The organism is Jejudonia soesokkakensis (genome assembly GCF_042664795.1).
GTDB classification, from domain to species: Bacteria; Bacteroidota; Bacteroidia; order Flavobacteriales; family Flavobacteriaceae; genus Jejudonia; species Jejudonia soesokkakensis.
The window spans coordinates 980,885-996,088 of record NZ_JBHTBN010000001.1 but is presented as its reverse complement, the minus strand read 5'-3'; the positions used below and the strand labels follow the sequence as shown (position 1 = coordinate 996,088).

The 15,204-nt window shown below is 36.6% G+C and carries 20 protein-coding genes; 11 read left to right on the top strand and 9 right to left on the bottom strand.

What is annotated here, in order from left to right; all coding sequences use genetic code 11:
- Positions 1-29: 29 nt before the first annotated feature.
- The 4 genes from ACFQO1_RS04610 (at position 30) to ACFQO1_RS04595 (ending at position 1,490) form a co-directional block, all read left to right on the top strand.
- Positions 30-137, top strand: coding sequence for a T9SS type A sorting domain-containing protein (locus ACFQO1_RS04610; RefSeq protein ID WP_380216794.1), 108 nt, complete (start codon positions 30-32; stop codon positions 135-137).
- Positions 138-234: 97 nt separating this feature from the next.
- Entirely contained in the window at positions 235-588 is a 354-nt protein-coding gene (locus ACFQO1_RS04605; protein ID WP_380216793.1) for a DoxX family protein, read from the top strand.
- Position 589: 1 nt separating this feature from the next.
- Positions 590-1,216, top strand: a complete 627-nt coding sequence (locus tag ACFQO1_RS04600; RefSeq protein ID WP_380216792.1) for an alpha-ketoglutarate-dependent dioxygenase AlkB family protein — start codon at positions 590-592, stop codon at positions 1,214-1,216.
- A complete protein-coding gene (locus tag ACFQO1_RS04595) occupies positions 1,203-1,490 on the top strand; it encodes a TIGR03643 family protein (RefSeq protein ID WP_380216791.1) in 288 nt (95 codons plus the stop codon). The genes ACFQO1_RS04600 and ACFQO1_RS04595 overlap by 14 nt, the downstream gene beginning before the upstream one ends.
- A 2-nt stretch (positions 1,491-1,492) precedes the next feature.
- On the opposite strand, the gene ACFQO1_RS04590 is transcribed toward ACFQO1_RS04595, so the two are convergent.
- Positions 1,493-2,272: a S1/P1 nuclease gene (locus ACFQO1_RS04590; RefSeq protein WP_380216790.1), complete on the bottom strand. Its 780-nt coding sequence runs from the start codon at positions 2,270-2,272 to the stop codon at positions 1,493-1,495.
- Between the two features lie 127 nt (positions 2,273-2,399).
- On the opposite strand from ACFQO1_RS04590, the gene ACFQO1_RS04585 reads away from it, so the two are divergent.
- From ACFQO1_RS04585 to ACFQO1_RS04555, 7 genes are all read left to right on the top strand, one after another.
- Positions 2,400-3,260 (top strand): SPFH domain-containing protein, encoded by an 861-nt coding sequence (locus ACFQO1_RS04585; RefSeq protein WP_380216789.1) that lies wholly within the window; start codon positions 2,400-2,402, stop codon positions 3,258-3,260.
- A gap of 3 nt (positions 3,261-3,263) precedes the next feature.
- On the top strand, positions 3,264-3,428 hold the full coding sequence (locus tag ACFQO1_RS04580; RefSeq protein WP_380216788.1) for a DUF4177 domain-containing protein: 165 nt from the start codon (positions 3,264-3,266) through the stop codon (positions 3,426-3,428).
- Positions 3,429-3,932 carry a hypothetical protein gene (locus ACFQO1_RS04575; RefSeq protein WP_380216787.1) on the top strand — a complete coding sequence of 168 codons (504 nt, stop codon included), beginning with the start codon at positions 3,429-3,431 and terminating at the stop codon, positions 3,930-3,932.
- Complete coding sequence (locus tag ACFQO1_RS04570) at positions 3,929-4,858, top strand: alpha/beta hydrolase (RefSeq protein WP_380216786.1); 930 nt, start codon at positions 3,929-3,931, stop codon at positions 4,856-4,858. The genes ACFQO1_RS04575 and ACFQO1_RS04570 overlap by 4 nt, the downstream gene beginning before the upstream one ends.
- 2 nt (positions 4,859-4,860) lie before the next feature.
- Positions 4,861-5,025: a type II toxin-antitoxin system antitoxin gene (locus ACFQO1_RS04565; RefSeq protein WP_380216785.1), complete on the top strand. Its 165-nt coding sequence runs from the start codon at positions 4,861-4,863 to the stop codon at positions 5,023-5,025.
- Between the two features lie 55 nt (positions 5,026-5,080).
- Positions 5,081-6,418: a DUF819 family protein gene (locus ACFQO1_RS04560; RefSeq protein ID WP_380216784.1), complete on the top strand. Its 1,338-nt coding sequence runs from the start codon at positions 5,081-5,083 to the stop codon at positions 6,416-6,418.
- A gap of 70 nt (positions 6,419-6,488) precedes the next feature.
- Positions 6,489-7,187, top strand: a complete 699-nt coding sequence (locus ACFQO1_RS04555) for a DUF4369 domain-containing protein (RefSeq protein ID WP_380216783.1) — start codon at positions 6,489-6,491, stop codon at positions 7,185-7,187.
- Here ACFQO1_RS04555 and ACFQO1_RS04550 read toward each other — a convergent pair whose 3' ends face one another.
- From ACFQO1_RS04550 to ACFQO1_RS04515, 8 genes are all read right to left on the bottom strand, one after another.
- Entirely contained in the window at positions 7,188-7,454 is a 267-nt protein-coding gene (locus tag ACFQO1_RS04550) for a hypothetical protein (RefSeq protein WP_380216782.1), read from the bottom strand.
- A 46-nt stretch (positions 7,455-7,500) separates the two neighbouring features.
- Positions 7,501-8,475 (bottom strand): type I phosphomannose isomerase catalytic subunit, encoded by a 975-nt coding sequence (locus ACFQO1_RS04545; RefSeq protein WP_380216781.1) that lies wholly within the window; start codon positions 8,473-8,475, stop codon positions 7,501-7,503.
- On the bottom strand, positions 8,472-8,927 hold the full coding sequence (locus ACFQO1_RS04540; RefSeq protein ID WP_380216780.1) for a peroxiredoxin: 456 nt from the start codon (positions 8,925-8,927) through the stop codon (positions 8,472-8,474). Before ACFQO1_RS04540 ends, ACFQO1_RS04545 begins: the two co-directional genes overlap by 4 nt.
- On the bottom strand, positions 8,924-9,337 hold the full coding sequence (locus tag ACFQO1_RS04535) for a 6-carboxytetrahydropterin synthase (RefSeq protein ID WP_380216779.1): 414 nt from the start codon (positions 9,335-9,337) through the stop codon (positions 8,924-8,926). Before ACFQO1_RS04535 ends, ACFQO1_RS04540 begins: the two co-directional genes overlap by 4 nt.
- Complete coding sequence (idi, locus tag ACFQO1_RS04530; protein WP_380216778.1) at positions 9,334-9,852, bottom strand: isopentenyl-diphosphate Delta-isomerase; 519 nt, start codon at positions 9,850-9,852, stop codon at positions 9,334-9,336. Before idi ends, ACFQO1_RS04535 begins: the two co-directional genes overlap by 4 nt.
- A 103-nt stretch (positions 9,853-9,955) precedes the next feature.
- Positions 9,956-11,899 carry an OmpA family protein gene (locus ACFQO1_RS04525; RefSeq protein ID WP_380216777.1) on the bottom strand — a complete coding sequence of 648 codons (1,944 nt, stop codon included), beginning with the start codon at positions 11,897-11,899 and terminating at the stop codon, positions 9,956-9,958.
- 19 nt (positions 11,900-11,918) lie between these two features.
- A complete protein-coding gene (locus tag ACFQO1_RS04520; protein WP_380216776.1) occupies positions 11,919-12,875 on the bottom strand; it encodes a PorP/SprF family type IX secretion system membrane protein in 957 nt (318 codons plus the stop codon).
- A 54-nt stretch (positions 12,876-12,929) separates the two neighbouring features.
- The coding region (locus ACFQO1_RS04515; RefSeq protein WP_380216775.1) for a DUF7507 domain-containing protein at positions 12,930-15,204 on the bottom strand (2,275 nt) is incomplete at its 5' end.

Here is a 15,204-nt window from a genome sequence, read left to right as displayed (position 1 = left end):
AACTAGTAAACGATGTAAACTTAGACGGAATGATTGGAGAAAGAACTATTGATGTTTCTTCTCTTGCTTCTGGAGTCTACATGGTACAGATCTCTGGTGAGAACAACGTAGTTGTAAAAAGATTAATTATAGAGTAACAGTTAAATTTAGTTAGTAGAAAACCTCTTTTCAGCTTTGGCTGTTAAGAGGTTTTTGTTTTTATAATGTATTTTTACACTTTAAATACAACGCCCTATGAATTTTCCTTGGCATCAATATGTAATGGCGCTTCTCTATATCGTAGCAGGTGCTAACCATTTTAGAACTCCTAAGATATACCAACGTATTATGCCTCCATACATTCCCGCAAAAAGTTCAATGGTATACATAAGTGGAGTGATAGAAATGATTTTGGGCTTTATGCTTTTAAATAAAGACACTCAAACCATAGCAGCTTGGGGAATTATAATTCTACTCATCATCTTTATTCCAGTTCATATCTATATGTTAACAAATGAGAGAGCCGCTTTAAAAATGCCAAAATGGGCCTTAATTCTTAGACTCCCCTTACAGTTTGTACTTATGTACTGGGCATACTTATACATTTAAGATGAATTTATTTGCTTCAGAAAGAGATATCAAACCCATACATCTTCCTTTGGAAGATGGAGATGTAACCTATTACCCAGCCTTTTTATCGCAAGAAGAAGCTTCAGAATATTACAACATTCTTTTTACTGAAACAGACTGGCAACAAGATGATATAAAAATCTTCGGAAAAATTTACCCACAACCCAGACTTACAGCTTTGTATGGAGATACCACAAAATCTTATAGTTATTCTGGAATTACCATGTTTCCGAAGCCATTTACCCCAACACTTTCAGCAATAAAAAACAAAATAGAAGATCTAATGGGAATTCAATTTACATCGGTATTGCTTAACTTATATAGAGACGGCACAGATAGTAACGGCTGGCATAGCGATGATGAAAAAGAACTCGGAAACCAACCTATTATAGCTTCTTTGAGCTTAGGAGCCACCAGAATGTTTCACTTAAAACACAAGTATACCACAAGCAAATCTTACAAGTTACCACTAGAAGCAGGTAGCTTACTCATTATGAAAGGTAATACACAACATAATTGGAAACACCAGATTCCGAAAACGAAAAAAAAAGTAGATTCGAGAATAAATCTTACCTTTAGAATCATAAAAAACGATGAAAGAAACTAAAGAATTTAACGAACGAGCGTTAGACAGAATCATAGAAATGGCCTGGGAAGATCGCACTCCTTTTGAAGCCATTACGTTTCAATTTGAAATTTCTGAACAAGAAGTGATTGAAATAATGCGTAAAGAAATGAAGCCTTCAAGCTTTAGAATGTGGAGAGAACGCGTGCAAGGCAGAGCTACAAAGCATGCAAAACTTAGAGATTCAGAAATGGACCGTTTTAAATCATCCCGCCAAAAACAGATTACACATAATAAGATTTCGAAACGAAAGTAAAATTAATCGAAAATATCATTAAGAAGGGCAGCAAGTCGAATTCCTCCTTTTTCTAATTGCTGACGAACAACGGGTACATAATCATACATATAATTATATCCAAGCTTATCTCCTTTATTGGTCGTTGCGTATATGTTTTCACATAGCTCCCTACTTTCGTACATCCAGTCTAATACCGTCCCACTTTTTATTTCTGAAATTTCTTCTTTAGAAAAGGAACTATCATTTGCAGCTAACTCACTATAGGACATGTTATAACTTTCAATCATTTTTGTATCCCAGACACTGTGAAGGTTGGTCCCCTCATCAAACCAACGCACTTGAAAATCATTGGCACCCTTATCTTCTGCAATACCAATATGCAGTGGCTGATGTAAATCTCCAATAAAATGAACTAACAATTTGAGATGGAACGCTTTTTCTTCGGAAGTAGTTAAAGAAGATTTTAAAACCTCAACACAGCTAGTAATCGCTACCATAATATCACCTTTAGGGTTTGCTTCTGAAGGATTATAGGTGCCACCAAATGGAAAGTTAACATAATGCCAAGGTCCATAGGCACGATATGCTTCGTCACTTTTAATTTCATCTGCATAGGTTGAAACCAACGCCAGTGAAGCGCCTTTTAGTAATTTTTTGATTTCTTTTTTTGTCTTGCGAGTCAAATGCTTTTGCGCAATTTCTCCAGTGGCTCTGTGCCCATTTCTTCCCCAATCTTCTGCAGCATTAGAAGAACAAAAAATACAAACTGTTGTAACAAATAGTAGTAAAAAGCCTCTCATATTTATAATCATTTTTACAAAGATACACTTCCTGTTGTAACTGAATATGAATTTAATTTTGGAATCTTCAGAAAAAATATCTTATATTTGTTTAATATCATTTTAATATCACTTTAAATTTTTAATTATGTCAAACGAAAAAACAGTTGTCCCTGCAAACGGGTATGTAATGTTATTTATATTCCTATTGATCTTTTTTGGAAGTATTGCAGGTATTGCAATTACCAAAGTCTTTTGGTTTGCCTTTGGAATCCTTGCTGCATTGCTTATACTTCCAGGGTTTGTTTTGGTAAATCCTAATGGCTCAAGAGTTTTGCTACTCTTTGGAAAGTATATAGGAACCGTAAAAGAAAACGGATTATTTTGGGTAAATCCGTTTTATGCAAAAAATAAAATTTCGCTTCGTGCCCGTAACTTTGATAGTGAACGATTAAAAGTAAATGATAAACTAGGAAATCCTATCATTATAAGCACCATCCTTGTTTGGAGAGTTCGCGATACCCATAAAGCTGCTTTTGATGTTGATAATTACGAAAACTTTGTCCGAATTCAAACTGATGCTGCTGTACGCGAACTTGCTAGTAAGTATCCCTACGATAATTTTGCAGATGAAGGTTTGGATGAGGACATTACACTACGCTCTAGTATGAGCGAGGTAAATGATGCTCTCGAAAAAGAACTGGAAGAACGCCTTGCTATCGCAGGTATTGAAGTGTTAGAATCACGTATAGGATATCTAGCCTATGCCAATGAAATTGCAAGCGCCATGTTAAAGCGTCAACAAGCTACAGCAATAGTTGCTGCCCGTCATAAAATTGTCGAAGGTGCTGTAAGCATGGTAGAGATGGCTTTGGATCAACTGAGTAAAAAACAAATAATAGATCTGGATGAAGAACGTAAGGCTGCCATGGTAAGTAATTTAATGGTAATTTTATGTAGCGACAAAGACGCATCACCTATCGTAAATGCAGGATCTCTTAATATGTAAATTATGTTTGAATATAAAATTTTACAATCTAAATTTTCATTTACTGGAAACTCTAAAAAATTTGAAGAACTGGTAAATTCTCAAGCTCGTGAGGGCTGGAAAGTAATTGGATTTACTAATGAAAGCGGACAATTCTACGCGATGCTCGAACGCTCTAAAAACAGATAAGTGAAAGTTTTTATTGAAATACAAAGATTCGATCAGTGGTGGTTTCGATTAATCATGGGGGCTGTTCTTTTAGTTACGGTCATCCCTATTATACTATCGTACGAAACACTTGCTAAAGACCCAACCTCACTCTGGCTTGCCATTGGAACAAGTATCTTTACATTGTTGCTTTTTATTTTATTGAGTTTCTGGCTGAAACTGGAAACTAAGATCGACGAACAAGGAATTTATTATGGCTTTTGGCCTTTTCATTTAAAACTAAAACAGGTTCCTTGGAGGGAAATTGAGAAATGCTATGTGCGTAAATACAATCCGTTGACAGAATACGGCGGTTGGGGGTATCGTACGGGTTTCGGAAAAAAATCGGGTGCCATGAATGTAAAAGGTAATATTGGCATTCAAATTGAGTTATCTAATCATAAAAAGTTATTATTAGGCACTCAAAAAGAAGCGGAAGCTAAACAGGTGCTTGAAACGTATAAACACAAAATGAAAACCTCATGAAAAATCTATTGACGTTCCTACTTGTCACTATTCCATTAGTTTGTTTCTCACAAGATAAATCGTATACTTCAGAAGAAATTAAAGTCTCAAAGTATGTTGATGGTACTTTGCTAGTTCCTATCAATGCGGAAAAACCTAAATTAGTTATCATTCTTGCAGGTTCGGGACCTACAGACCGTAATGGCAATAGCATGATGGCAAAAAGTAATACACTTAAGCTTCTGGCCGAAGGTCTCAGCGCTCAGGGTATTGCAACCTTCAGATACGATAAGCGCTCTGTAAAAATGCTGAAAGATAGAAATCCGAATGTAGATCATATTAAATTTGATGATTTTATTGAAGATGCAACAACTACGTTAGACTATTTTAAAAAGAGTACAGATTTTTCCGAAGTCTATATCGCTGGACATAGTCAAGGATCTCTTATTGGGATGATCGCTGCAAAAGAAGGTGCCGATGGCTTTATTTCTATTGCGGGTGCAGGACAAACCATCGATAAAGTGATAATTAACCAAATAGGAATGCAACAACCTGGTCTGGATAAGATGGCGGCAGCATCTTTTAAGGAACTTAGAGAACAAGGGAGTACGACCAGCAAACACCCTCTTCTAGCATCTATGTTCACAAAACAAGTACAACCATTTATGCTAAATTGGATGCAATACAACCCTGTAACGATTTTGCCAGAATTAGCGATTCCTGTGCTTATTGTAAATGGTAAGGAAGACCTGCAGGTTTCTGTAAGCGAAGCAGAACTTCTTTTTTCTGTTAAACCAGACGCCCAATACCTTCTTATAGATGATATGGATCACTCCCTAAAATATACCTCAAACAATAACAATGAACAAAAAACGGCACAGGAATTTGCATCTGTTCCGGTAATGCCAGAATTAATCGACAGCATTGCAACTTTTGTAAAAAAATAAAGATGGCAAAAAAGAAAGCATTCGCACTACGAGTTAACGAAGACATGATGAAAGCTATTGAAAAATGGGCTAGTGATGAGTTTCGTAGCACGAATGGGCAAATTGAGTGGATGCTTCATGAAAGTTTAAAAAAAGCGAATCGGTTAAAAAAAGAAAAAGACCAGTAAACTCCCTCTTTTCTATATAAATAAGAATACGTATTTTGCAGCAAACAAAACGACCATGCAAGATACCGTTTCAGAAATTATAAAAGACACCACTCCCCTTTTTACAAATGACACTATCGTTTTTGGCGTATTAATGATCGCTTTAGGTGTTATTTTTTATACCTCCTCCAAAGAGAGTGGATTTTGGAGTTCTTTTTATAAAATTGTGCCTGCGCTTTTTATGGCGTATTTTCTGCCAGCGCTACTCACAACGTTTGGTGTCATTTCACCTGAGTGGACATCGGTTTCAGATACAGGAGAAATCACAGAAAACAGTTCTAGTTTATACTATGTTTCCAGTAGGTATTTATTACCGGCTGCACTGGTATTAATGACGTTAAGTATTGACCTAAAAGCTGTCTTTAATTTAGGCCCTAAGGCACTTATCATGTTTATCACAGGTACGCTAGGGATTGTCATTGGTGGTCCTGTTGCTGTACTATTGGTAGGTACTTTTTCGCCAGAAACGGTTGGAGGCGTAGGGGCAGATGCTGTATGGCGCGGACTTTCGACTTTGGCAGGTAGCTGGATAGGTGGTGGAGCGAACCAAACCGCAATGCTAGAAATCTATGGGTACAACCAAGCACTCTATGGAGGAATGGTCTTTGTCGATATCGTCATTGCCAACATCTGGATGGCTATCATTTTAATAGGAATTGGAAAAGCTTCAAAAATTGATAAATGGCTAGGAGCAGATACTTCGGCTATTGAAAGTTTAAAAGAAAAAGTTTCGGCATACTCACTGGCCGTAAAAAGAAATCCGTCCCTTACCGACTTGATGATCTTAGGCGCCATTGCATTTGGTACCGTTGGAATCGCCCATCTGGGGGCAGGTTGGTTAAGTGGTTTGTTTGACAATTTTGTCAATGGATTTGAACCTGGTATTACCAGAAATATATTTACGTTTCTAAGCTCAAGTTTCTTTTGGATGATTACCATTACCACTATAATTGGTGTGTTATTATCGTACACAAAACTAAGAACTTATGAAGGTGCCGGCGCTAGTAAATTTGGTAGTGTGTTTATTTATATTCTCGTCGCTAGCATCGGGATGAAAATGGACCTTACCCTTATTTTTGACAATCTTGGATTGATCGTTGTGGGTGCAGTATGGATGATCATTCATGCGGGACTTTTAATATTGGTTGCAAAAATGATCAAGGCACCCTACTTCTTTTTGGCTGTGGGTAGCCAGGCAAATGTAGGAGGTGCAGCTTCTGCCCCTATAGTCGCATCGGCATTTCACCCTTCATTAGCCACGGTAGGAGTATTACTTGCAGTGTTTGGTTACGCCATAGGAACCGTTGGTGCTATCTTGTGTACTGTCTTAATGCAACTTGCAGCAACTGCTTAATTTTTCTTCGGAAAAGGATTCCTTTTCTACCAAAATTCTGCATATTTGCGACCTCAAAAACTACCAAGAAATGAAGAATATTCTTTTTGCATGTATTACCTTACTATTACTTTCTGCTTGTTCTAAACAAGAGAACCAAATGGAACTTACAGGAACTATCAAAGGACTTAAGAAAGGCATGGTTTTATTAGAGCGTATTGGCGATTCTTCTTTAGTAACCATAGACTCTGTAGCGATTGATGGAGATCCTACATTTAGCTTTACCACTACAGTAGAGCACCCTGAAATGTTTTATCTATATCTTCGGTTAAAAAATGGTGATTTATTAGATGAGCGAATTCCTTTTTTTGGGGAAGCTTCAGAAATAAATATTCAGACTAGTTTAGAGAATTTCGGAAATGACCAAGTGATTACAGGTTCTGTAAATCAGGACAAGGCCAATGATTACAATAAGATCATGAGACGTTATGCTGATAGGAAGCTCGAACTTATTAAAAAAGAATTAGAGGCCAAAAAAGCACAGAATGATACCTTAGCTGCGAGTCTTCAACAACAAAGACAACGTTTGGTTTCAAGTCAGTATTTAGCAACTGTAAACTTTGCAAAAAATAACGGAAACTATGAAATTGCGCCCTATTTAATGCTAACAGATGCCTCAAACGTTAATCTAAAATACTTGGATACTGTATATGGAAACTTAAGTCCAAAAATAAAGGACTCTAAATATGGTAAAAATTTAAAGTCCTTGATTGATAATAGAAACCAATAATTATAATGTATTGATTCTATCAATGAGCGCTCTACCTTTATCCTCGAGTTCTTGATTTATACTTTTAAAGTGTTTTCTCTTATTTTCAACTCCTTTTTGATTTACTTTTACAATAAGGTCATCAAAGGTTGTAATAGCGTCATCGATAATTTTTTCTGCTTTCTTATCATCTTTTTTAGGATTGGTAAGCTCCCAGATATATACCGCTTCAATAATATCGCCTAGAACGTAATTTATATCTTTTTTTAAATCTCTTTTACTTGACATGTGTCTTCTAATTTTATTTGTAATTATGGGCGCAAGGTACAAACAATTATGCAATGTACACTTCTAAAAATGTGGCACTTTGTGTCCTTATTTTAATTTCCTTTGCAGCTGCTGGGATTAAAACTGTTTCTCCTTTTTTTAATACTTCGGAAATATTTCCAACAGTAACTTCTCCTTCTCCATCGACACACATATACACGACAAACGAATCTAAGGAACTAACATCTCTGTCCATGTCTGCCGAAAGTGATAATTTCTTTGTTGTAAAAAAAGGAGTATGTTTTAGAAGCACAGCTTCATTAGGGCTTTCTTTGTAATTTATTTTGGCATCTGAAGCATTATAATCAATTGCATCAAGTGCGAGCTCATTATGAAGCTCACGCATCTTACCATCGGTTCCGGGGCGATCCCAGTCATAAATTCGGTAAGTGATGTCTGATGTTTGTTGAATTTCTGCCAAAACTACTCCAGCGCCTATCGCATGCACAGTTCCTGGAGGAATAAAAAAGGAATCACCAGCTTTGACAGGAACACTATTTAAAATTTCAGTGATTCTGTTTTCTGAAAGTGCTTTTTTATAGGTAGCTTCATCCATCTTTCGATTAAATCCCATAATCAATCGTGCTTCTTCTTCTGCCTGCATAATGTACCACATCTCGGTCTTTCCGAAGGAATCGTGTCGCTTTTTAGCTAAAGAATCATCTGGATGCAACTGAATGGAAAGGTCTTGATTTGCGTCAATAAATTTAAAAAGTAAAGGAAATTTATCTCCAAATTTTATAGCTATTCGTTCTCCTAAGATTTGATAGGAGTAAGTGTCGATAAGTTCTGAAAGTGTTTTGCCTTTTAATGGACCATTGCTAACCACCGAAATATCTCCTGGAACTCCTGAGAGTTCCCAACTCTCCCCAATAAAAGTCCCTGAAGCTTTTGAGAAAAGTTCCTTCAATTTACTACCTCCCCATACTTTTTCTTTAAGAATAGGATAAAATTTAAAAGGATATAGCTGAAAATTCTTCACTGATTTTTCTGTAAAAATGCTAACGACTTTTTAATATGTGGTGTAGCATCCAATGATTCAAATTTATAAACCAGTTTTCCATTACTATCAAATACAAAAGTTTCTCGTCCTGGCAATAACCCAAGCATTTTATTTTTGACACCAAAAAGCTTTCTTACTTTGTTTTTACTATCTGATAGTAAGGTATAAGGTAATTCAAATTTATTTGTAAACTTTTGATGGGAACTTTCGCTATCACTACTTATTCCAATCACTTTTACACCTAAATCTGTAAAATCTTGAAAAGCATCTCTAAAACTACAAGCTTCTCTTGTACAACCCGGAGTAAAATTTTTAGGATAGAAAAACAGTACCGCAGCATTGCCTTCGAGATCTTTAGGAACTGTTATTTTTTTTCCATCTTTATCTTTCAGTGAAAACTCTGGTATGGCTGCTCCGACTTCAAGGCTCATGCTTCTCCTGTATAAACCACGAAATTACGAGGTGTTTCGTATAACTTTATAGTGATTTTATAGCTACTGTCAAGACGTTTACGCAACTTATTCCAAATTACAACTGCAATATTTTCGACCGTTGGATTGAGCTCTTTAAATTCTGGAACTTCTTCGTTTAAATTTTTATGATCAAAAGGATCTTCAACTTCTTCTTTTATGAGGTCTTTTAGCAATTTTAAATCAATTAAATAACCGGTTTCAGGATCAATATTGCCTGTAATTCCCACCTCAAGATCATAGTTATGCCCATGATACTTTGGATTGCTACACTTTCCGAAGACAACCTCATTTTTTTCGTCACTCCAGTCTTTTCTATACAGACGGTGTGCAGCATTAAAATGTGCTTTGCGATAAATTGTTAGGCTCATACGGCTAAGTGTTCGTAAAATTTATCAAAAATAATTTTGAACCAAGCGGTATATTCCTTGGGCCGGGTAGTAATATCTTTTCTAACGTCTTCAAGCGGCATCCATTTCCAAGCGGCAACTTCGTCTTTATTAATAGAAGGGTGTCCATTAAACGTCCCTACCATAATATGATCGTATTCATGTTCGGTTAACCCATTATCAAAAGGAGCTTTATAAATAAATGATGTGGTTTCTTTTAGCTCTGTAACAAAGCCCATTTCTTCTTCTAGTCTTCTTTTACCAGCTTCAATATTGCTTTCTCCTTCCCGTTGATGACTGCAGCAGGTGTTGGTCCATAGCCCTGGAGAATGATATTTATGTAAGGCGCGCTGCTGTAACATTAATTCATTTGCATCATTAAATACAAACACCGAAAATGCTCTGTGCAGTAACGCTTTCTCATGCGCTTCCTGCTTGGCCATAAGTCCTATCTGTTCATCGTGCTCGTTAACGAGGATGACTTGTTCTTCTTTCATGCACTAAATTTCTTTTCCTTCAAAAATACAAAAATCAAGCCCATAAAAACAAAAAACGCTCCATAGGATATGAAGCGTCTTAGATTAAATTTAAAATGGATGTCTAATTTTGTATCAAGAACATAGAACGCCTGTTGAGCTGGTGCTTCTCTTCAGAACATTTTACTCCATTACTACATTCATTAACCAATTGGTATTCTCCATATCCAACAGCTTCAGTAAAGCGCTCTCTGGCTATTCCTCTATCATTAATTAGATATTCTAAGGTAGATTTCGCTCTTCTGTCCGAAAGTGCTTCATTATACTTGTCATTTCCTCTTGAGTCGGTATGCGATTCGATTTTGAGTACTAGCTCAGGGTAGAGACGCATTGCTGCTGCAATTTTTTCAAGTTCTATCGCAGCATCTGGTCTAATGTTCGACTTATCAAAATCAAAATAGATAGGCTGTAATTTTAAGCGACATCCTAGATCATTAGGCGGACAAGGATCGTTTAGTTTTAGAGGCAATGGCACATCGATCGTTCCAGTTTTATCTGGAGTACTTACCACTTTCTCATTAGGATTATAACGCTGCTTCGTACCTCTTATAGAATATTGCGATTCACAAAGGGCAGAAAAACTATAACTTGCGTCCTCCCCTACTGTAACTTGCTCAACTAATTGATTGTTTTCGTCTAATAGAGACACTTCGGCTCCAGGTAATAATTCACCAGTATCTATATCTGTGACTACACCCGTAATAGTAATAGCACATTCTTCTTGTACACGATAGATATCATCATCAATACTTCCTTTACTTCCATCGCGGTTTGAAGACAAATATCCTATCTTTTTACTTTCCTGAATAATAAATCCGAAATCATCCTGACTACTATTAGCAGGTTCTCCGAGATTGGTAACTTTACCAGAAGAAACACCAAGATTGTTAAGTGGTGTGACATAAATATCAAACCCACCTAATCCGGCACGCCCATCACTCGAATAATATAAATTATTAGCTTCACTTATAAATGGAAAGGATTCTCTAGCTTCCGTGTTAATTGTAGCACCCATATTTACAGGCTCGCTATACACATTATCTCCTTCAATATCTACATACCATAAATCACTCATACCAAGAGTTCCTGGCATGTCTGAAGAAAAATACAATCTTTTTTCATCTACACTTAGTGCAGGATGTGCAACAGAATATTCTTTACTGTTAAAAGGAAGCTCAACAATATTGGTCCAGAAATTATCGCCACTCTTTGTTGCTCTGTATAATTTTAGACGAATGGTCTTATTTTTATCTTTTCCCTTTTTACCATCAATAAAGTTATTTCTGGTAAAGTACACAGTTGTACCATCTTTTGTAAATACTGCTGAAGATTCGTGATATCTTGTATTAATTTCACCTGAAAGTGGTGATGCATTAGAAATCTTTCCTTCTGCATCCATATCTGCCACAAACAAATCTAAAAAAGGTTGTTCGTTCCATTCATAAATTGCACTACCTTCAGACTCCCGTGAAGAAGATGCGAACACGAGTTTATCTTGATAATAAGCAGGGCCAAAATCTGAAAACTCTGTATTTACAGCTATTTTTTCAAGAACATATCCTTTCTTTTCAAAAGCTATACTTTTAAGGTATTCAGGGTCATTTTTAAAGTTTTGAATAATGATTCCGTCGCCTCCAATGGCTGTGTACAATTTCATTAATTCATCAGACTCCTCATATTTTTTTAAACTTTTTAGTGATTGTGCCGCACGATAGTAATAAGGTGCTTCTATTTCGGTTGGAAATTCTGCGATGGCTTTTTGATACCATTTTGCAGCATTATCATAGTCACTATTCCAATAATAGGTATCACCCAGGTTTTTATAGATCTGTGCTGAAACATATCCATCTTCAACTATCTTCAGATAGATTTCTCGTGCATCTATGTATGCAAACTTATCAAATTCCTGTTGTGCTTTTTCAATTTTCTTTTTCTGAGCTAGACCAGCTGTTGTGATTAGTGCTACAAAAGAAAAAAGAAATATGTTTTTAAGTAATTTATTATTCATTGCCCCAAGGTTTATTTTATTAGAAGAATCGTGGTGTTAATACTCTTTCTGGTTTCTTAAAGATATCAAATCGAAGCATAATTTCATAAGATCCATCACTAAATTGTTCAATATCTGTGGTCTGGTAATCATATCCAAATCCTATAAAAATAGAATCTGAAGCTTGAAATCCTGCCAATGCACTAAATGCTGCACTCCATCGATACGCTGCCCCCAACGTAAACTTTTCATTGATAAGGAAGTTTGCTGAAACATCCCATTGTAATGGAGCACCACTTACCGCTTTTACCAATGTTGCTGGCTTGAACTTAAGATTTTCACCTAGATCAAATACGTACCCTGCAATTAAAAAATAGTGTAATCTTTCAGCAGGGCTAATATCTGCATCAAACGTACCATTTTGGATGTTGTTTATTTCACCTTCATCAAAATGCTTCGTGGTTAAAAAGTTAGGTACAGAAAGTCCTACATAGAATTTTTCAGTATTAAAATAAATACCAGCACCAATTTGAGGTTGAACTTTATTATCAATATTATTTTCGAATATATCACCATCATCAAATATGTTCAATTTAGTGAAATCTACATCCAATAAATCAACACCTGCTTTTAAACCGAAAGAAAGTTCAGCATCTTCACCAGTATTGATCGTATAGGAATAGTCTATATTGACATTCGATTCTATCGCTGGACCTATTTCATCTCTAACTATCGAAAGTCCAAGTCCCATATTATCCAGAGTACCTATTGGTGAATTTACGGTAAAAGTTCCTGTTTTAGGAGCTCCTTCAAAACCTACCCACTGAGTTCTGTACAATAGTCCGAAACTTAGCGCATCTCGTGACCCTGCATACGCTGGGTTTACAATTTGCGTATTGTACATATACTGAGTGTATTGTGGATCTTGCTGAGCATTACTAGAAAGCACGCTTCCAAATAATACTATTAGTATGATTGCAAAATGATTGTATTTCATAATATTATATTTTAACCCGGGAAGGGGCACTCCCCGGTTTTATACATGATTTATCTATCGGTTAATATATAAGTATCCTGTGTAATTCTGCTTACCTGGGTTTGAACCTGGTATGTTAGGATCATCAGTAAATGTCAAGATATAGAAGTAGGTACCTGTTGGTAAATCTTTCTCTTCTCTTACCGTTGCTCTACCTTCAGATCTTCCTCTAAAGACATTGGTTTGACCATCACTTCCACCATAATTATTGGTTTCAAACACTAGTACTCCCCAACGGTTGAATATCTTCATGTTGTTCGCTCCAAAGTTTTGAATTCCGAAGACATTAAAGAAGTCATTCAATCCATCTTCATCTGGCGTGATACCATTAAATATTTCAAATCCTCCTGGGTTTTGAACACCTGGTAATATAGTTACCGTAGGATCATCTGGATCTCCATCGCCATCGGGATCAACATTCACAAGAATACTTGGATCATCAGATGTATCTGAAACCTCATTTCCATTACTATCTGTACCAGTGGCAGTTGCCTGATTTACTACTTGTCCAGCAGCAACATCTGCTTCAGTTACAACATACGTCCCACTAAATGTTGTATTGTCATTTTGACCAGGATCTAGTTGCGCAATAGGACCTCCAGTAATCTCAATACCTGGTAATGGATCAGTAAGTGTAATGTTAAATACTGTAACAGTACCTGTATTGATTACATTAAAGAAGTATGTAACGGTTTCACCTGCTTGAGCTGCGCCATCTCCATTTTCGTCGTTCCATAAACCTGACTTTTCAAGACTGATCATAGGCATCTGGCAAAGATTTACAATAGTTGCATCATCTTCAAAATTACTATTGTTATCTGAAAGATCTGTAACCACAGTACCGTTTGGTGTAGTACCAGAAGCGGTTGCTTGATTACTTACAAAGCCTCTATCAACATCTCCCTGAACTACCGTGTAGATTGCACTAAACGTTTCAGTATCTGAAGCACCTGCTAATAAAGTTATTGGTCCTCCTGATACACTTACTAGTGGATCTGTAATAATTACATTGGTCAATGCAACATTTCCAAGGTTTGTAACTACAAAGTCATATACAATAGTTTCACCTTCATCTACACAACCGTTACCATTCTGATCTGTAGGAGTACCTGTTTTAATTAAGGCAATCACTCCATTTTGGCAAAGTTGGGTTACAGTATCATCATCTTCCAATAAACTATTATCATCTGAAAGATCTGAAACAACCATGTTGTTAGGATCTAGACCAGTAACGGTCGCCTGATTGGTCACAAAACCTCTATCGATATCTGATTGTCTAATAGAATAAACTGCTGTAAACGATGTGTTATCTGTTTCATTTGGTCCTAATGTGATAGGTCCTCCAACTACATTTACTAATGGATCGTCAATATCAATGTTCGTAAGTGTTACATTTCCTGTATTCACTACTGTAAATGTGTAGGTAATTGTTTCTTTAGGATCTGCACAACCACTACCATTAATATCATTGACAGTTCCCACTTTGATTACAGCAATACTTGCTTCTTGACAAACTAAGGTATCTGTACTTAAGTCATCATCAATAGTAGCTCCAGACAAGTCAGTAACATCAGCTCCCGTTGGAGGTGTTCCAACAACTGTAGCCTGGTTATTTACAATACCTGCATCTATATCAGCTTGTGTAATTGCATACTCTGCAGTATACACCCACGTCTCAGTTGGTTGTAAGATACCATCCCCATCATCTCCAGCTGGTCCAGCGATAGTTACCACTGGGTTTGGAGCTTGTAATAATGGATCAGTTACTGTTACATTAGACAGATCTACGTTCCCTTCATTAGTTACTGTGAACGTGTATGCGATAGTATCACCTACATCACTAGTACACTCACCATTTACGATAGGATCGTATTCACTTGTTTTCACGATTGCGATATCTGCTGTCTGACAAATTTCAGTATCTGTACTTAAGTCATCATCAATAGTAGCTCCAGACAAGTCAGTGACATCATCTCCTGTTGGAGGTGTTCCTGTAGCGGTCGCTTGATTTGTTACCATTCCTGCGTTAATATCTGCTTGTGTAATTGCATAGTCTGCAGTATACACCCATGTCTCAGTTGGTTGTAAGATACCATCACCATCATCTCCAGTTGGTCCAGCGATAGTTACCACTGGGTTTGGAGCTTCTAATAATGGATCTGTTACTGTTACATTAGACAGATCTACGTTCCCTTCATTAGTCACAGTGAATGTGTATGCGATAGTATCACCTACATCACTCGTACATTCACCGTTTACAATACCATCATACTCGCTAGTTTTCACAATC